General features: G+C 37.5%; 25 protein-coding genes. 13 read left to right on the top strand and 12 right to left on the bottom strand.

The window, feature by feature from the left end:
- Nucleotides 1-57: 57 nt before the first annotated feature.
- Genes FQ204_RS06775 through FQ204_RS06760 form a run of 4 tightly spaced genes read right to left on the bottom strand, consistent with a single transcriptional unit; the run spans nt 58 to nt 3,714 of the window.
- Nucleotides 58-1,029: a siderophore ABC transporter substrate-binding protein gene (locus FQ204_RS06775; RefSeq protein WP_144210119.1), complete on the bottom strand. Its 972-nt coding sequence runs from the start codon at nt 1,027-1,029 to the stop codon at nt 58-60.
- Between the two features lie 22 nt (nt 1,030-1,051).
- Nucleotides 1,052-1,804 (bottom strand): ABC transporter ATP-binding protein, encoded by a 753-nt coding sequence (locus FQ204_RS06770; RefSeq protein ID WP_144210117.1) that lies wholly within the window; start codon nt 1,802-1,804, stop codon nt 1,052-1,054.
- A gap of 1 nt (nt 1,805) precedes the next feature.
- A complete protein-coding gene (locus FQ204_RS06765) occupies nt 1,806-2,768 on the bottom strand; it encodes an iron chelate uptake ABC transporter family permease subunit (protein WP_144210115.1) in 963 nt (320 codons plus the stop codon).
- Nucleotides 2,761-3,714: an ABC transporter permease gene (locus FQ204_RS06760; protein ID WP_144210113.1), complete on the bottom strand. Its 954-nt coding sequence runs from the start codon at nt 3,712-3,714 to the stop codon at nt 2,761-2,763. The genes FQ204_RS06765 and FQ204_RS06760 overlap by 8 nt, the downstream gene beginning before the upstream one ends.
- A gap of 230 nt (nt 3,715-3,944) precedes the next feature.
- Here FQ204_RS06760 and FQ204_RS06755 point away from each other — a divergent pair, with 230 nt between their 5' ends.
- Together FQ204_RS06755 and FQ204_RS06750 are read left to right on the top strand one after the other, a co-directional pair.
- A complete protein-coding gene (locus FQ204_RS06755) occupies nt 3,945-4,778 on the top strand; it encodes a DegV family protein (RefSeq protein WP_144210111.1) in 834 nt (277 codons plus the stop codon).
- 128 nt (nt 4,779-4,906) lie between these two features.
- Nucleotides 4,907-5,182 carry an HU family DNA-binding protein gene (locus FQ204_RS06750; protein WP_003036014.1) on the top strand — a complete coding sequence of 92 codons (276 nt, stop codon included), beginning with the start codon at nt 4,907-4,909 and terminating at the stop codon, nt 5,180-5,182.
- An 87-nt stretch (nt 5,183-5,269) separates the two neighbouring features.
- Here FQ204_RS06750 and FQ204_RS06745 read toward each other — a convergent pair whose 3' ends face one another.
- The 5 genes from FQ204_RS06745 to FQ204_RS06725 all read right to left on the bottom strand — a co-directional run bounded on the left by FQ204_RS06745 (nt 5,270) and on the right by FQ204_RS06725 (nt 8,859).
- Entirely contained in the window at nt 5,270-6,412 is a 1,143-nt protein-coding gene (locus FQ204_RS06745) for a tyrosine-type recombinase/integrase (protein ID WP_144210109.1), read from the bottom strand.
- 127 nt (nt 6,413-6,539) lie between these two features.
- The gene (locus tag FQ204_RS06740) at nt 6,540-6,809 is read right to left on the bottom strand and encodes a DUF4177 domain-containing protein (RefSeq protein ID WP_070811611.1); all 270 of its coding nucleotides are present in this window, start codon (nt 6,807-6,809) and stop codon (nt 6,540-6,542) included.
- Nucleotides 6,810-7,229, bottom strand: a complete 420-nt coding sequence (locus FQ204_RS10720; protein ID WP_144210107.1) for a zinc metallopeptidase — start codon at nt 7,227-7,229, stop codon at nt 6,810-6,812.
- Between the two features lie 11 nt (nt 7,230-7,240).
- The gene (locus tag FQ204_RS06730) at nt 7,241-8,002 is read right to left on the bottom strand and encodes an XRE family transcriptional regulator (RefSeq protein WP_144210105.1); all 762 of its coding nucleotides are present in this window, start codon (nt 8,000-8,002) and stop codon (nt 7,241-7,243) included.
- Nucleotides 8,003-8,514: 512 nt separating this feature from the next.
- The gene (locus FQ204_RS06725; RefSeq protein WP_057489779.1) at nt 8,515-8,859 is read right to left on the bottom strand and encodes a hypothetical protein; all 345 of its coding nucleotides are present in this window, start codon (nt 8,857-8,859) and stop codon (nt 8,515-8,517) included.
- Between the two features lie 198 nt (nt 8,860-9,057).
- On the opposite strand from FQ204_RS06725, the gene FQ204_RS06720 reads away from it, so the two are divergent.
- Nucleotides 9,058-9,246 (top strand): helix-turn-helix domain-containing protein, encoded by a 189-nt coding sequence (locus FQ204_RS06720; protein ID WP_144210103.1) that lies wholly within the window; start codon nt 9,058-9,060, stop codon nt 9,244-9,246.
- A gap of 92 nt (nt 9,247-9,338) precedes the next feature.
- On the opposite strand, the gene FQ204_RS06715 is transcribed toward FQ204_RS06720, so the two are convergent.
- A complete protein-coding gene (locus tag FQ204_RS06715; protein ID WP_144210101.1) occupies nt 9,339-10,016 on the bottom strand; it encodes a DUF4145 domain-containing protein in 678 nt (225 codons plus the stop codon).
- 56 nt (nt 10,017-10,072) lie between these two features.
- On the opposite strand from FQ204_RS06715, the gene FQ204_RS10510 reads away from it, so the two are divergent.
- Nucleotides 10,073-10,213 carry a hypothetical protein gene (locus tag FQ204_RS10510; protein ID WP_164503725.1) on the top strand — a complete coding sequence of 47 codons (141 nt, stop codon included), beginning with the start codon at nt 10,073-10,075 and terminating at the stop codon, nt 10,211-10,213.
- Here FQ204_RS10510 and FQ204_RS06710 read toward each other — a convergent pair.
- Nucleotides 10,193-10,567 (bottom strand): DUF2513 domain-containing protein, encoded by a 375-nt coding sequence (locus FQ204_RS06710; RefSeq protein ID WP_144210099.1) that lies wholly within the window; start codon nt 10,565-10,567, stop codon nt 10,193-10,195. The genes FQ204_RS10510 and FQ204_RS06710 overlap by 21 nt on opposite strands.
- Before the next feature lie 64 nt (nt 10,568-10,631).
- Between FQ204_RS06710 and FQ204_RS06705 the strand changes: the two genes are divergently transcribed.
- The gene (locus FQ204_RS06705; RefSeq protein WP_081026672.1) at nt 10,632-10,820 is read left to right on the top strand and encodes a helix-turn-helix domain-containing protein; all 189 of its coding nucleotides are present in this window, start codon (nt 10,632-10,634) and stop codon (nt 10,818-10,820) included.
- 207 nt (nt 10,821-11,027) lie between these two features.
- On the opposite strand, the gene FQ204_RS06700 is transcribed toward FQ204_RS06705, so the two are convergent.
- Nucleotides 11,028-11,192 (bottom strand): YjzC family protein, encoded by a 165-nt coding sequence (locus tag FQ204_RS06700; protein WP_144210097.1) that lies wholly within the window; start codon nt 11,190-11,192, stop codon nt 11,028-11,030.
- A 113-nt stretch (nt 11,193-11,305) separates the two neighbouring features.
- On the opposite strand from FQ204_RS06700, the gene FQ204_RS06695 reads away from it, so the two are divergent.
- The 8 genes from FQ204_RS06695 to FQ204_RS06670 are packed head-to-tail and all read left to right on the top strand — an operon-like array spanning nt 11,306 to nt 14,966.
- Nucleotides 11,306-11,617 carry an excisionase gene (locus tag FQ204_RS06695; RefSeq protein ID WP_117644260.1) on the top strand — a complete coding sequence of 104 codons (312 nt, stop codon included), beginning with the start codon at nt 11,306-11,308 and terminating at the stop codon, nt 11,615-11,617.
- 2 nt (nt 11,618-11,619) lie between these two features.
- Nucleotides 11,620-11,760 (top strand): hypothetical protein, encoded by a 141-nt coding sequence (locus FQ204_RS10505; protein WP_186286725.1) that lies wholly within the window; start codon nt 11,620-11,622, stop codon nt 11,758-11,760.
- Nucleotides 11,760-11,903, top strand: coding sequence for a hypothetical protein (locus FQ204_RS10500; RefSeq protein WP_186286723.1), 144 nt, complete (start codon nt 11,760-11,762; stop codon nt 11,901-11,903). Before FQ204_RS10505 ends, FQ204_RS10500 begins: the two co-directional genes overlap by 1 nt.
- 16 nt (nt 11,904-11,919) lie before the next feature.
- The gene (locus FQ204_RS06690) at nt 11,920-12,150 is read left to right on the top strand and encodes a hypothetical protein (RefSeq protein WP_125373863.1); all 231 of its coding nucleotides are present in this window, start codon (nt 11,920-11,922) and stop codon (nt 12,148-12,150) included.
- Entirely contained in the window at nt 12,122-12,886 is a 765-nt protein-coding gene (locus FQ204_RS06685) for an HNH endonuclease signature motif containing protein (protein WP_260843565.1), read from the top strand. The genes FQ204_RS06690 and FQ204_RS06685 overlap by 29 nt, the downstream gene beginning before the upstream one ends.
- Nucleotides 12,879-13,361, top strand: a complete 483-nt coding sequence (locus FQ204_RS06680; RefSeq protein ID WP_117644263.1) for a siphovirus Gp157 family protein — start codon at nt 12,879-12,881, stop codon at nt 13,359-13,361. The genes FQ204_RS06685 and FQ204_RS06680 overlap by 8 nt, the downstream gene beginning before the upstream one ends.
- Nucleotides 13,358-13,822: a hypothetical protein gene (locus tag FQ204_RS06675; protein WP_117644264.1), complete on the top strand. Its 465-nt coding sequence runs from the start codon at nt 13,358-13,360 to the stop codon at nt 13,820-13,822. The genes FQ204_RS06680 and FQ204_RS06675 overlap by 4 nt, the downstream gene beginning before the upstream one ends.
- On the top strand, nt 13,791-14,966 hold the full coding sequence (locus tag FQ204_RS06670) for a DEAD/DEAH box helicase family protein (RefSeq protein ID WP_144210094.1): 1,176 nt from the start codon (nt 13,791-13,793) through the stop codon (nt 14,964-14,966). Before FQ204_RS06675 ends, FQ204_RS06670 begins: the two co-directional genes overlap by 32 nt.
- Nucleotides 14,967-14,972: the final 6 nt, after the last annotated feature.

The raw sequence follows: 14,972 nt of genomic DNA, 5'->3' as shown, positions 1-14,972 counted from the left end.
CAATAAAAGAGTTGAAAGAAATTCTTAATTAAGTAGGTTTCTCTCAACTCTTTTTGCTTATTTCCCAGCTATATTTTTAACGTCTTCAATCATCAATTTTGTTGATTCAAGTCCATCACCGCTGAGGTACCAGAGATCGGATGTCAGGTTTACAATTGCTTTATTTTTGGCAGCGTTTGTTTCTTGAACTAGCGAGTTATTCAGTAAATCTTTATTAGCCGAATTGTCCCCACCGATAGCAAGAGTGCGGTTCAAAACAAAGATGATGTCTGGATTGATTTGTTTGATACTTTCAAAGCTGACTTCTTGTCCGTGTCTTGATTCCTTAATTTTAGCATCTGTTGGTTTGAATTTCAAAGTGCTGTAAAGAAAAGCAAAGCGTGATTTAGCTCCGAAAGCAGACATTGCACCTTCATTCAACATCATCGCAAGAGCCTTTTTATTTGATTTTTCATTTGCAGTAGCAACGTTTTGAATTTCCTTGTCTAATTTAGCTAATTCACTTTTAGCTTTTTTCGTTCCCTCTTCCCCGAAGATACTTGCTAGGGATAGGATATTTTTCTTGGTGGAACCCCAGTAGTCTTTGTTATCTGTTTGGAACAATACAGTAGGAGCAATTTCCTTGAATTTCTTGACGTATTGAGTTGTACGACCAGAAGCGATAATCAAGTCTGGTTTTAAGGCAGCGATAGCCTCCATATCAGGTTCTTTCATCGTTCCGACATTTTTGATTTTACTTGATAGATTTTTCAAATAAGCAGGTAGAGTTTTCTTTGGCATACCGGCAATGCTGCTTTCTTTGCCCAAAGCACGAATGGTATCGGCTGCTCCTAAATCGAGTGTTACAATTTTTTTAGGGTTGGTCGGAACTTTAACTTCACCATTTGCTGTTTGAACAGTAACTTCGCTTGCAGCAGAAGAGGAAGTAGTTGTTTTTGAAGTTTGTTTATTGGCACCGCAAGCTGCTAAAAGTACAACAGCAACTGTTGCAAAGAGAGATAAAAGTAGTGTTTTTGTATTCTGTTTCATCAGAAATCCTCCAATTTTAATATTATAAATAAACACAGATTTTCTTACCATTGATTTCACCAAGGGTAATGTCCATTTCATACAATGGATCTAAAATTTCTTTTCTCATGACTTGATCGGTTGTGCCTTGATAAAAGACTTTTCCGTTTTTAAAGGCGACAATTTCATCAACATATTGACTGGCAATATTGATATCATGAATGACAATAATAATCGTTTTTCCTAAGTCGTCAACGAGAGACCGCAAAATTTTCATCATAGAAATACTTTGCTTAATATCTAAATTATTCAGCGGTTCGTCTAAAAGAATAAATTCAGTATCTTGAGTGAGCACCATTGCGATAAAAACGCGCTGTAATTGACCGCCGGAGAGCGTATCAATAAAACGGTCTCTTAAATCAAGAATGTCCAGATATTCAAGTGCTTGTTCCACCTTTTCTAAATCTTCTTTTGTCAAACGATCTTGACTGTATGGAAAACGACCGAAGGAAACCAATTCTTCAACCGTTAATTTAGATTGGTAATTGATTTTTTGTTTTAAAATCGTTAATTCTTTGGCCAACTCTTTTGAATTCCAAGCTTCAATTTCTTTTCCCTTGATACTGAGAAAACCTTGATCTTTCTTGAGCAAACGACTCATAATGGAAAGCAGCGTTGATTTTCCAGCACCGTTTGGACCGATAAAGGCGGTGAATTTGCTCGGTGAAATATTCAGTTGAATATCTTCTAAAATTGCTTGATTTCCAAATGATTTGCCAATGTTTTTTAATTGCATACTAGTGTTTCGCCTCCTTGGCTAAAAGATAGAAGAAGAACAGCCCGCCGACTAATTCAATCACCATGCTGACATTGATTTGGAGCTGAAAAATTCGCTCGACTAACAATTGCCCGCTGACTAGAAAGATAAAACCGAGCAAACTGGCAATCAAGAACAGCCACTTATGCTGATATTCTTTTACCAACAGATAAGCTAAATTGGACATCATAAAGCCGAAGAACATCATAGGTCCAACAAGAGCGGTGGTTGTAGAAGTTAACAAAACAACTGCCCATAATATCTTTTTCTGCTCTTTTTCAACTTCCACACCTAAAATAGTCGCTGTCTTTTTATCCAAATGAAAAACATTCAAAATGGCATTCTTCTTTAGCAAATAGAATCCAGCTAGCCCGATAACGATGACAGCAGCGAATAAAATATCCATATTCATTCGTTGGAAAGAAGGAAAGAGTTTTGTTTGCAGTTTATCATATTCGTTGGGATCCATTAGTACCTGCAAGAACGTACTAGCACTTCTAAAGAGCGTCCCTAGCGCCATACAAATCAATAAAATAAAGATAAATCCTTGTTGGAGCAATTTTTTTAATGCAGGCTGCAAGCAAAGAAAGAAGCCGCATTGAGTGACTAAAACAAGGACAAACTCCATTAAAGGATGACTGGTGCTGCCGATAAACTTGCTCGCAAAGAAAAGATAAACTGTTTGCATCAGGACATAAAGAGACTCCATACCTAGAATGCTTGGTGTTAAAAAACGATTCTCTGTGATAGTTTGAAAGCTAATCGTTGCAAAACTTGCTGCAAGGGCAACAAAAAAATAAGCTAGTAATTTTTGGGTGCGTAATTTGATAATAAAGCCTGTTAAAGGATAATCCATCGGTGCTAAATAGAAGAAACAGCTCAGGCTTACTAGAATCAGCAGAAGCAGTAATAAGGTGCTTGTTTGTTTTTTCATTTTATTCATGAGCAGCACCTCGCCACAAGAGATAAATAAACATCAAGCTTCCCAAAATCCCCAAGATTAAGCTGACGGATACTTCGTAAGGCCGAATGACCAGCCGAGCGACAATATCACAAATCAAGATGAGACAAGCCCCTGTTAGTGCAGTCAAACCCTTGATGCGCGTGACATGGTCGCCATAAAACCTGCGAATGATATTTGGAACAATGACACCGATAAATGGGAGCGACCCAACTGTAATCATGGTAACACTTGTTGTCAAGGAAATGAGAAATAGAGTCAACCCTTCTATTTGAGAAAAGGAAATGCCTAAATTGTGGCTAGCTTCTTCTCCGAGATTCATAATGGTAAAAGTAGCAGACAATCGCCAGACAGCTATTAAAATAACCAAGCTCAAGAAGAGCCATTCGTATTGGTGCGTCTGAATCATGGAAAAGGAGCCTTGCGTCCATGAAGTCATACTTTGAACTAAATCAAAACGATAGGCAAGAATTTCAGCAGCAGCACTAATCACTCCACTATAGATAATTCCTACAAGTGGAAGCAACCATTTTTCTTTAAATGAGAATTTTCTGACAAATCTAATAAAAATAATCGTAAAAAAAATAGCAGATACAAAAGCAAATAGCATTTTTTGCGCCAATGTAGCTGACGGAAAGAAAAATAAACTGAGCAGCATGCCAAATTTTGCAGCATTTACTGTTCCGACCGTGCTAGGAGCAGCAAAATGGTTTTGTGTGATAGTTTGCATAAGAAGACCTGCAATGCTCATACTAGAGCCTGCTAGAAGAATACTCATCGTTCTTGGAAAACGCGATTCCCAAAAGAGCAACCAAGTGTGTTTATCACAATTTATTAGCTGCCACCATGAAAAGTTGCTGGAACTAACTGTAATGGAAATCAAAATAAGTGTAAGACAAAGAATTCCCAAAAATTTTGTCTGTTTCATTTATCAACCCTTTCTTTAAAAGCATCTGCTTTAATAAGATATATCAATAGGCTAACAAAAAAATAGTGGAGTGTCAATTATTTTCTGAAAATTTAATAATTCTGTTTATTTAGAAAAATAGAAAGCTCTACACATCTTTTACATATTTTATCCAGAAAAATTATTCCACAAAAAGTTATTTTTTTGATATAATAAGTTAAATAGAATAAAATTTATAAAGTAGGAAAAACATGACAAAAATCAAAATTGTAACGGATTCATCTATTACGATTGAACCGCAAGTTGTAGAGGATTTAGAGATTACAATCGTCCCTTTGTCTGTAATGGTAGATGGTGTTGTTTACTCAGATGCTGATTTAAAGGAAGGAGAATTTCTTCAGTTAATGCAGTCAAGTAAAAATCTACCTAAAACAAGCCAGCCACCTGTCGGTGTTTTTGCAGAAGTCTTTGAAACTCTTGGTGAGACTGCAGATAAAATCATTTCTATTCACATGTCTCATGCTTTGTCTGGAACGGTTGAAGCTGCGCGTCAAGGTGCAACTTTGGCAAATGTTGATGTGACAGTCATTGATAGCTCTTTTACGGATCAAGCTTTGAAGTTTCAGGTGGTAGAAGCTGCCAAATTAGCCAAGGCAGGTGCTGATTTAGAAGAAATTTTAGCAAAAATTGAAGAAGTACGCGAAAAGACAGAATTGTATATCGGGGTTTCCACCCTTGAAAATCTTGTAAAAGGTGGTCGTATTGGTCGTGTAACAGGACTTCTTAGCTCGCTTCTGAATATCCGAGTGGTTATGCAGATGAAAAATCATGAATTGCAGCCAATTGTAAAGGGGCGGGGCGTAAAAACTTTCAAAAAATGGGTCAATGATTTAGCTGGAAACCTGAAAGATAAAAAAGTGGCAGAAATTGGAATTTCGTATGCTGGAACTGCTGAATTGGCGAATGAGATGAAACAAGTCTTGCAAGAGTATGTGACAGCTCCGATTCCTGTTTTAGAAACTGGTTCTATCATTCAAACGCATACTGGGGAAAATGCTTGGGCAGTCCTTGTTCGCTATGAATAAGTTTGATATTTTTTGAAAAATAGAAAAAAGTTCGTTTTGTGCTTGACCTAACAGTATTTTTTAGATATGATAATACTTGTTAGAGTTAGTAACCACTAATTCATAAAATATTTTGGAGGATTTGTTAAATGGCTAACAAACAAGATTTAATCGCAAAAGTAGCAGAAGCTACAGAATTGACTAAAAAAGATTCAGCAGCAGCAGTTGATGCAGTATTTGCAGCAGTAACTGAATTCCTTTCAGCTGGTGAAAAAGTTCAATTGATCGGTTTTGGTAACTTTGAAGTTCGTGAACGTGCAGCACGTAAAGGTCGCAACCCACAAACTGGTAAAGAAATCACAATCGCAGCTTCTAAAGTACCAGCATTCAAAGCAGGTAAAGCTCTTAAAGATGCTGTTAAATAATAGTGTACGAAAAAGCCTATTGTATCAACGTTTCTCGTTGTGCAATAGGCTTTTTCTTGTGTTTTGGGGCATTTTTGGGGCATAAAATCAATAGTTTTCCATGATGTCAGCCACATTTGACTTCATTTTCTTGGTGATGTGGGTGTAAATTTGAACAGTCGTCTTTGAATCAGCATGACCGACACGATCCATAATAGCTTTAAGTGGGACATTGTTTTCAGCCAGACGGCTGACTAGAGTATGACGGAAGATGTGGCTGGTAAGATTTTTCCGAATCGGCGTTTCCAATCGCTCGTTGGCAGCTTTAAGAGCTAGGTTGAAAGAGTTAGTTTGAATAGGAACTCCGTTTTTAGTTGTGAAAAGGTAGCCCATGTCTCTATATCGTAGATTGGTGTTTTTTTCCAGTTCATTCATGAACTCCAATTCTTTGAGGATTTCCATTTCACGGTTGGTCATGATTGTTTCCCGGTAGGAAGCAAGAGTTTTAGGAGTTGTCTTTTCGCCGTTACGGTAGCCCTCTGTGTGGTCATAGGTTCCGTGCAACTGTAGAGCCCTGGTTTCAAAATCATAATTTGTTGGTTCGATACTGACTGCCTCACCAATACGGCAGCCATTTAGGCTCATAAACTCAGACAGTAACCCTAAACGGTAAGTGTTGGGGCGTCGATATAACTCTTTAAGAAGCGGTTGAATTTCATCTTCTTCAAGATATTTTTCTTCAATTTTTTTCCAATCTTCTAAAGTTTTCTTTATCCGCGGGAGTTTGGCCCGCCGAGACGGATTATCTTTAATAATATTCAAATCAACAGCGTAATCAAAAGCAAGGTTGAGCATAGATTTGTGACGCTCTTTCTTGTTTCTGGAGCAGTTGAGATTGTCTAGGTAAGTTTGGACATATTTGGGATCAATATTGACCACTTTTACATTCAGTCCAAAAGACTCTCTTATTTCTTTGATATTGCCCCTTAACGAAGCTATAGACGACCGTTTTATCTCTTGCTGATAAAATCCCCACCACTGGTCTAAAAGAGCTGTAAAGAGCATTTCTGACGTTTTTAGGTTATTCATAAGGTTAGTTATCTTAGTATCAAGTATCTTTTGAGCTTCTTTTCGTATTCTGGGGGTGTCTTTCTCCATGAGTATAGACGTTCTTTTCCATTTGTTGGTATAAGGGTCACGGTATCTTTCAACAAAATTTACTTTTCCGCTTTTGTGTTGTTCTACCCACATTGTGTTTTCTCCTTAAATTTGGTAAAATGGGTATAGGAAAACGACCTTTTGAATGGTTATTTCTTATACAATCGTTTTTGCCTCACGCTCAGAGTCGCCAAACTTTGAGAGCGTGGGGCTTTTTTATTTAATAAATTTTTTCAAAAACCATAGTAGCTTGAATTCTATCACCACCACCTAGTCCTTTACTTCCGCCATTGCTAGTAGCAATGGTATGTAGACGATAACCTTTTTTGGCTTGTTTATTGATTACATTTTCTAACTCTGTTAAATTTCCTGAACCAGTTCCAATAAATTTTTCTTTTAAAGTTACCTGTAATACGACGTAATGAAGATTCTCAATACCTGAAGCGGAAGAGAAAGATCCTTCTTCTTTTGCTTTGTCAAAAAATCCCATTTATTTACTCCTTGAATATTTTTTAGAAAATAGGGTGGCAACACCAAATGAAATGATACCAAGAATCAAAAAGAATATCCCTAAAACTGGTATCACAAACATCAATAGTAGACCTAAAATAATCATTACAATACCAGCCTGTTTATAGTCTTTTGCTGTGTAGTCTTTTGATTGTCGGATAGCTTTTTTCTTAACTTTAGCTGAACTTTTCTCTTTTGAAGATTTTACAATGTCCGATAATCCAAAAGTTGTTTTGCGATATACTTTGTTATACATTGCTTTTTTAGGTTTTTTAATCCAGCCTATTCCTTTTTGTCCATATCCTGGAATCACCGCTTTTTTTATTTGGCGCTTCCACTTTGATGTAGTCCTAGCTTTTAAGCTTCTTTTTAAACTAGGAGTTCTCATTCCTATTTTCATAAAACACTTCTTTATCTTTCTACCGGCATAAAATTGCCAACCACCTTACCGATGATACGGGGTTCTTCTTCCCATTTTGCGAATTTATCATCGTATTTGTCATTGATAGAGACGAGCCTTAGGCCATCTTTTTCTTTATAGACTTTCTTGATATAGCTTTGACCGTCCCAATCCACGGCATAAATGGCGCCATCATAGTCCCAACCAGTATCTTTAATAAGGGCGACAGATCCGTCAAGGAATTTAGGTTCCATGGAATCTCCATAGACCCAAGAAGCAAAGTCGTGGTCAATATCTTTGTTGTAGAATACGACATCATAGTTGCGGTCTTCCATGTAGTCGTAACCATTTCCAGCAGATAATTTCTCGAATACGTGGTATTCAGTAAGTGGCTCTGCTATACTTGAGTTTTCACTTTTCTGCTCTTTGAGCTGCTTGTCAGCAAATGTCAATACTTTTTCTTGACGTGGCTGGTGAAGCTGGTCGTAGATTTGTTGGATTTCAGATTTTGAAAGAACAGGGGGAGTAGCATTGATTTGAATTTCTTGATCGTCATCAAGCATATCAATCAAATCTTCTGCAGAAATTTGCATGCCTTTAGCAATTTTTTCTATCGTTTCATAAGATGGAACAATAGGTTTTTTTGACTTCGGATGCTCATTTTTTTCAAGCATAGAAATATACCCTTTTGTTAAATCAGATAATTCGCAAAAAGCATCCATAGATAACTTATGTTCTGATCTGTATGATTTTAGTAATTCTCCTAATTTCATTAAAAAACTCCTTTCTATATGTTGTTTAATCTATTATACACTTAAAAATAAAAAAAGTAAATATTTTTTGTTTAACACACTTGACAAATTATGTTTAACGTGTTAAACTATAATCAAGCTTAGAGATAAGCAAATAAAACGAAAGGAAAAAACGTTATGCTAAAACGCCGGCGTAAACAAAAAGACCCTTGGCTGACACAGCCAAGAGCCACAGTAATAGCAGCGGTAATTGCGCTCATCGCTGTACTATTACAAATCATATTTAGATAGGTTAAGGGGCAACTGCCCCGATACCTATTTGTAGTTTAGCATAATGCAAGGTAAAAAGCAATGGACAAAAACAAACTTTGGACAGTCGGCGGACTGGTCGCTATTGGTGTAATAATCACTATTGTGATTTGGAATTTTATTTTTTGAAAGGGGTGAGAGAATGAAACCAAGACGATATCCGTATAGTGGAAAAAGAAAAAAGCCTATCGATCAAGCGATAGACTTTGTAATAGACCAAAATGCTATTCTTCAATCGGTTGTTCAAAATTCCCAATTGAAACACCCAGAATCTGATCTAAAAATAGACAAACGTATGGCATTTTGAATGAGCCACCAATAGAATTGGTACGAAGTTCAACGTCTACCAAGAAGACAGCTGTTGGATTATTTTCATCGTATTCAGAAAATCTAAGATCTTTTATCTTTTGAGCAATAGCAGATACGTAAGGATAATCAGTATTATCAGGATTGTAAGGTTTGCCAATGTATTGTCCAGCAGCTGTTTGGATTATCAATTTGTGATCTGTATCTTCAGCGATAATCCCATGAGTTAGTAGAATGTCAAGTTTTGCCAAGTTGTTACTCATATTTTTCCTCCTTTCTATTGGAATTTTGACTAAAACGGTGAGAGGTCCTAGTCAAGATATATTATATGCTAAAAAGCAATGTTTGTCAATATATTGTGTAACAATAGGGTACATATTCGTATATTACACAATATATAGTGTAATAGCATATATAAGCACAAAAATATAAAAATAAAACTAGATAAGGAGTGAACGGCTATGCTTTGGGAAAAAATATCCGAAAAACTTTCTGAAAGAAATTGGACAGTTTATAAACTTTGCTTAAAAGCTGGTATTGGTACAGCTGGAATCTACCGTTTAAGAGATGGAGAAGTAAAAGACCTACATTTTGAAACGGTCAAAAAAATCGCTGACGCATTAGAGGTCAGCTTAGATGAATTTAGATAAGGAGAAGAAAATGAATGAATTAGAAAGAACGGCCCTCAATGAAATACTGAGGACTGTAACGTATATTGCTGGGAAAGTAGAAGAAATTGATTCTAAGATTTCTTTGAGCGATTCACAAGCTCTTGAGCATCAAGAAAAGTAAGTTTCTTACCAAGGTAGAAAATGAAGCCATGTAAATAGTTTTTTAAGTCATAAATATCCTTATCTGGATTTTTTCGGAAGTAGTGACCTTCGTCGTTGCCAATGTATGTTGAAGCTAGAGCAACTGTCTTCAACTCTTCATCATCAATATATGTATCTATGACTTGCTTGAGTTGCATTCTTTCAATCTTGGCTTTATCATCCATGTTTGTCAAAATAACAAAATCTTTAACAAAAAATTCTAAAGCTTTACGATAGCCAATGCCTGCAATATGGTCAAGCTTCTCGTTTTCAGCTTTTAGGGCTTGTAGGTAAATATCTTTTCCGATAGGCGAAATGATGTCAATATCTTCTGGCATTGGGATATCACTAGGCAATTCAGGTTTAACTTCAACATGTGTTAGATTGTAATGGTTTGTGCCGTCAAGAGTGGCAGAAAACTCTTCTACCCAGAAATGTTCGCAACCTGGACACTGCAATGTTATGAAAATATTACTTTTTCCTACAGATTTTTCACTGCTCCCTTTGCTTACAACATCTGGGATGATTGGTTTTCGGCAATTAGGGCAGGAATTCTCTATTACAACATCTTGTCTGGCATAGTTACTTATTTGAATTTCTACAAACATAGATTTTCTCCAATCGTTTTTATTCTATTATACCAAATTTGAAAGGAGGTGAGGATATGGATACCATCGCTATACGAGAAAACTCTATTCGTATAAATAACCAAAAAATAAATGGCGTGCAAGCTATTAAAATAAAAAGCACAGCCGAGAAAGGCTATGCCGAGGTTTATATCAAATTACTTGCTAAATTGGTTTGATATAAGATTTGAAATAACCTGAACAGATATTTCTTTTAAGACATCAAGAGAAGTAGAACCAACGTTCTTTGCGATTTCTTTAATTTTGTTCCAGTTAGTATCTTGTCTAATATCGTTAATAAATTGATGGCCGGCTGGAGATAAATCTATAATTGAGAAACCACCGAAAAAGTGTTGTACCTTTAAGAAGAGTCCGCTTGCTTCACATTGGCGAACATGATACAGGATTTCTTCATGATTATATTTATTCTCTAGTTCTTGAAAAACAATTTCTTGTTCAACATCATTTGAATATGTAGCATATTTTTCGACAATAAGCAGAATATCACGTATACAATCAGGTTTTAATTTCATTTTTAGCCTCGAATATTTTATTTTTATTATATCATATCATAACTACAAAAGGAGGTGAGGAGTGGTGCAAGGAGAACGTTTAAAAAAATGGCGTGAGGCAGAAAAAATGTCTCAAGAGGAACTCGCAGAGAAGTCAAATGTTTCTCGAACAACAATACATTTGATAGAATCAGGTCAGTTTTCAACTGTTAAACTTCGAACACTTCAAAAGTTAGCCGGAGTTTTTAACAAACATGTAAAAGATTTTTTTTGAAATAAATGTTTAACAAATTAAACTCAAAATAAGTCAATTATAGCAATTTTAAAAAAGGAGAAGAAAAAATGATTCATCATTACATCACGCATTATGCTAGAGATGGGAAAGATTATGCCGAGGCATGGATCCAAATTGATATTTTTGGTAAATGCTTTTGTTTATCAAAAAAACGTACAATCATTGAACGACTGTACGCAGATAAGGCTAGACTTTCTTCCAACCATTGCCTTTAGCTGAAGTTGGAGGTATACGATTACCTTTTCCAATAGTAGCTGTATGACCGTTGGCAACGTGCCCTCCGCGAGGACCAACTTCAACATAGTGACCAGCTGGTTGGTTATCGGTGCCAGGTTTAATTGGAGTTGCCATAAGCAATCCTCCTTCCTAGGTTGATAAGTCGATTATAACAAAAAAGCAACTGAAAAATCAGTCGCTTACCAAAATAACTAATTTAATTATAACACAGAAAGGAACAATTTACTATGCCAAAAGCAGAAATAATTTACAGGCCTGCCAATCAGTCTGAAAAAGCAACATATGGTGACTATGCACACCTTTGCCAAATATGGGAAGGGTTGACAGTCGGAACTGCTAAAGGCTGGGCGGCAGAAATGAGAGAACATCCAGACTTTCGACAATTCATTGACAACCCAACTCATAGAATCGTCTTTGTCAATTACGAAGGATTTCGCCTGTTTGTTAAGTGGAAATCTCGCAACCGATACAGACCCAAAAAAGAAACACTGGCAGAGATGCTGGAAAACATTAAACGTGAAAAACAATTAGGAGTGTAAGAATGCTAGACAAAGAAAAAAGAATAGAAAAAGCCTTTAAGCTTATCGCAAAATTTATTGATAAGTGCAACTTATCAGAGACTGAGAAGCGTAACTTGAAAGGTCTCTTGATGAATATTAAGAGCCGGATGGAGGAAGCTTAATGAAAGAGACAGTAGAAATCAGTGTTGAGGAATACCTCGATCTAATAAACAAACTTAATGAGCTACAAACCGAAAACTATCGTCTGAAGACGATTGTTGACTCAATAGCAGTAGTATTTAAAAACAGTGAGCTTATGAGATAAGGAATGAGGTTCAAAAATGGTACGCAATAAATTATCAGACTTGACCAACACGCTCTTTGCTCAATTAGAGACTCTGGATGATAGAGATCTCACTACAGAAGAATTGAAAGTAGAACTCCAACGTTCAAAACAAATGGTGGCGATTTCTGGCCAAATCTTGCAGGCTGGCCAACTGGCCTTGGATGCTGAGAGATTTAAAGATAAGGTAGGTGATGTCAATGCCCCGATCGCTTTGCTGGAAGAATGAATATACTGATTATATGCAAGAGATTTGTCCGGGACGGCTGACTCCGGAAGTAACCCAACTGCTAAATGAAAAGTTTGGGACCAATTACACAGCTTCGCAAATCGGAGGAGTGCGTAAGCGACTTGGTCTGCTGGTAGGGAAGGTATTCCAAAAAAGAATCCTGACAAGCGAGCAGCATGACTATTTTTTGAAAAACTACGTCGGAAAAACTGCACAAACATTTGCGGATGAAATGAATGAAAAATTCGGTTTGTCATTAACCCGCAAGCAAGTCAAGAATTATCGAAGAAACAATCGTTTAAATAGCGGCTTAACTGGTCAGTTTGAAAAAGGACATACGCCAGCGAACAAAGGAAAGAGATTTCCGAATATGCCTAAGAACAGCGGCCAGTTTAAGAAGGGGAATAAACCTCCAAATTATGTTCCGGTGGGAACCGTTGCTCAAAGGACAGACGGCTATCCGAAAATCAAAGTAGCGGATCCAAATGTCTGGGAATTGCTACACAGAAAGACCTGGATTGAGCATCACGGGCCAATACCCAAAGGGCATTCGATTGTCTTCTTGGACGGTGATAAAACAAACTATGATATTACAAATCTTGCTTGTTTATCTAAAAACGAAATCGCTAGAATGAATCAAAATCATTTATTTACGTCCGATGCTGAATTAACTAAAACGGGAATCGGACTTACAAAATTAACAAACAAAATCAGAGAGGTAGAAAAAAATGGCTAGTTTATATGAGCTAACAGGCCAGTTCCTGGCAATTTACCAGATGGATATTGATGACGAAACAAAAGCGGACACGCTTGAGGCTATCGATTGGCAAGAACAATTCGAACAGAAAGCGGAAGGATATGCCCACGTTATCAAGAATCTAGAGGCAGATGTGGCCATGTACAAGGCTGAGGAAGATAGCTTCAAAGCCAAGAAACAGGCGGCACAGAAAAAGCTTGATTATGTTAAGGATAACATTATGACAGCTATGAATGTCACGGGTCAAACCGAAGTTAAGAGCGGTGCTCTTACTATAAAAGTTGCTAAGAATCCAGAATCAGTTAAGGTCAACGAAGATGACCTTCCAAAAAAATATTTTACAAAAAAAGTGACGCTCGCACCGGACAAAAAAACACTCAAAGAGTTGCTGAAATCTGGCAAGAAAGTCAAAGGAGCCGAACTCATTCGTACTGAAAAGTTGGTGATCAAATGAGAATTTTAGCAATTGATCCGTCAAGCAATCGAATTGAAACTAGCACAACAGGAATTGTCCTGCTGGACAATGCTGGTTTGGTCGATAGCTGGGTACTTCCGTTTGGCGCTCAGAACTTCAAAAACTGGTTCAAGTCAACTGGTCGGAGTCTCGAGTTTGATATAGTGGTCGTTGAAAAATTTGAGGTCAGGGACAATGATTATTCAAGAGACAACTCGGTTGTGGAAACTATTGCAGCCATAGAACTATGCTATCCGGACTTAGTTTTGCAGCGTAATGCAGGGTATCAGACCGATATACCAAACGACTTATTAAAAGCTTTAGGTTTGTGGTCCTTTGACAAGAGTCATCACAACGATGTGAGGGCAGCTGCAAGGCTTGGGCTATTTTATGCCCAACGGAATGACATCGAGGAGGTGATTGTGGACATTGGCAATCGAATTACGCAAATGGCAGGCTGAAGCGGTCAAACGTAGTGACCGTGACTGCCCTGGTATTTTCCTTGAGGCATACGGCGGCCGTGGTAAAACCATCTGTGCTTTTGAAATCGCAAAGCACAAGGGAGCAAAAAAAGTCCTGGTTATCAATAATCGACTAGCCATCCTGAACGGATGGAACAGCACTTATCAAAAATTAGGCTACAACACTGATTTTGAATTAGAGACTATGACAGACCGCAGATTGCAGAACAGACTTGCAAGTGGTGAGTCTATTGAGTGCGATGTGTTCATTGTTGACGAGTGGCAGAATATGTCTAGCGATGCCAATGTGAAGGCTTATCGGAAGGTCAAACGCAGCTATACTGTAGGCTTGTCAGCAACGCCCATCAGGAAGAAGGGGCAAAACTTCTATCCGCTCGAAAAGACATTTTTTGGAGCGGCCGAACCAAACCAAAAGGAAAACTGGCAACTAGCCCACGGGAAGATGAAATATTCCAAATTCAGCTATTCTAAGCAAGAATGGGATGACTTCCGAGACTATGAAAGCTATGTAGCTAATCTGCCAAACTTTTTCCGCTGGGAAGATGTTGAGGAGATTGAAGAAGCAGAAGAAAACAATGGCTTTGAGGTCATCTTTGAGCCTGTCTGGTGCTTGACTGCTAATCCGGAAGAATTGGAACAGTTTAGAAAGCTGAACATTGTCGGAAAAGATGGCAAGTACGCCATGGCCAAACAGACATTTGGCCGAAAGACTTTTGAACGATATTTAATCCAGACAGGTTTTGAGGTTGACTTTCCAAAATTGAAAGCAGTTAATGCAGACACTCCAATGCTACTGCAATTGGATCTTCTGCTGGCTAGTAAGACAGAAATGTTGATAGTCAGCAAATCCAAGCAGATTGTAGAGGTTATTCGAGAACGTCATCCAGAAATTGGTATTTGGACAGGAGATAGGAAGGACTCTCTTGAACAGACCAATGTTGTGGCTACTAGTCAAGTGTTAGGTGTCGGAGTTGATGGTCTGCAGCATAAATTTAAAACAATCGTAGTGCTGGATCCGGTCAATAAATCAGATGGCAGCTATGATGATTATAGACAGCTGCTTTGGCGGGTAACAGGCAGCCGCCAACAACATGACGTGAGAGTCATAGAGTTTTATTTTTAAGGAGAA

Origin of the sequence: Streptococcus constellatus, assembly GCF_902167705.1 — a bacterium.
Lineage (GTDB): Bacteria > Bacillota > Bacilli > Lactobacillales > Streptococcaceae > Streptococcus > Streptococcus constellatus_A.
The sequence above is the reverse complement of the archived record's forward strand: the minus strand, read 5'-3'. Positions and strand labels throughout refer to the sequence as shown.

Bases quoted from the DNA above. Each gene is read 5' to 3' on its own strand.
- FQ204_RS06775 (WP_144210119.1), bottom strand. From the start codon at position 1,029: ATGAAACAGAATACAAAAACACTACTTTTATCTCTCTTTGCAACAGTT.
- FQ204_RS06770 (WP_144210117.1), bottom strand. From the start codon at position 1,804: ATGCAATTAAAAAACATTGGCAAATCATTTGGAAATCAAGCAATTTTA.
- FQ204_RS06765 (WP_144210115.1), bottom strand. From the start codon at position 2,768: ATGAATAAAATGAAAAAACAAACAAGCACCTTATTACTGCTTCTGCTG.
- FQ204_RS06760 (WP_144210113.1), bottom strand. From the start codon at position 3,714: ATGAAACAGACAAAATTTTTGGGAATTCTTTGTCTTACACTTATTTTG.
- FQ204_RS06755 (WP_144210111.1), top strand. From the start codon at position 3,945: ATGACAAAAATCAAAATTGTAACGGATTCATCTATTACGATTGAACCG.
- FQ204_RS06750 (WP_003036014.1), top strand. From the start codon at position 4,907: ATGGCTAACAAACAAGATTTAATCGCAAAAGTAGCAGAAGCTACAGAA.
- FQ204_RS06745 (WP_144210109.1), bottom strand. From the start codon at position 6,412: ATGTGGGTAGAACAACACAAAAGCGGAAAAGTAAATTTTGTTGAAAGA.
- FQ204_RS06740 (WP_070811611.1), bottom strand. From the start codon at position 6,809: ATGGGATTTTTTGACAAAGCAAAAGAAGAAGGATCTTTCTCTTCCGCT.
- FQ204_RS10720 (WP_144210107.1), bottom strand. From the start codon at position 7,229: ATGAAAATAGGAATGAGAACTCCTAGTTTAAAAAGAAGCTTAAAAGCT.
- FQ204_RS06730 (WP_144210105.1), bottom strand. From the start codon at position 8,002: ATGAAATTAGGAGAATTACTAAAATCATACAGATCAGAACATAAGTTA.
- FQ204_RS06725 (WP_057489779.1), bottom strand. From the start codon at position 8,859: ATGAGTAACAACTTGGCAAAACTTGACATTCTACTAACTCATGGGATT.
- FQ204_RS06720 (WP_144210103.1), top strand. From the start codon at position 9,058: ATGCTTTGGGAAAAAATATCCGAAAAACTTTCTGAAAGAAATTGGACA.
- FQ204_RS06715 (WP_144210101.1), bottom strand. From the start codon at position 10,016: ATGTTTGTAGAAATTCAAATAAGTAACTATGCCAGACAAGATGTTGTA.
- FQ204_RS10510 (WP_164503725.1), top strand. From the start codon at position 10,073: ATGGATACCATCGCTATACGAGAAAACTCTATTCGTATAAATAACCAA.
- FQ204_RS06710 (WP_144210099.1), bottom strand. From the start codon at position 10,567: ATGAAATTAAAACCTGATTGTATACGTGATATTCTGCTTATTGTCGAA.
- FQ204_RS06700 (WP_144210097.1), bottom strand. From the start codon at position 11,192: ATGGCAACTCCAATTAAACCTGGCACCGATAACCAACCAGCTGGTCAC.
- FQ204_RS06695 (WP_117644260.1), top strand. From the start codon at position 11,306: ATGCCAAAAGCAGAAATAATTTACAGGCCTGCCAATCAGTCTGAAAAA.
- FQ204_RS10505 (WP_186286725.1), top strand. From the start codon at position 11,620: ATGCTAGACAAAGAAAAAAGAATAGAAAAAGCCTTTAAGCTTATCGCA.
- FQ204_RS10500 (WP_186286723.1), top strand. From the start codon at position 11,760: ATGAAAGAGACAGTAGAAATCAGTGTTGAGGAATACCTCGATCTAATA.
- FQ204_RS06690 (WP_125373863.1), top strand. From the start codon at position 11,920: ATGGTACGCAATAAATTATCAGACTTGACCAACACGCTCTTTGCTCAA.
- FQ204_RS06685 (WP_260843565.1), top strand. From the start codon at position 12,122: ATGCCCCGATCGCTTTGCTGGAAGAATGAATATACTGATTATATGCAA.
- FQ204_RS06680 (WP_117644263.1), top strand. From the start codon at position 12,879: ATGGCTAGTTTATATGAGCTAACAGGCCAGTTCCTGGCAATTTACCAG.
- FQ204_RS06675 (WP_117644264.1), top strand. From the start codon at position 13,358: ATGAGAATTTTAGCAATTGATCCGTCAAGCAATCGAATTGAAACTAGC.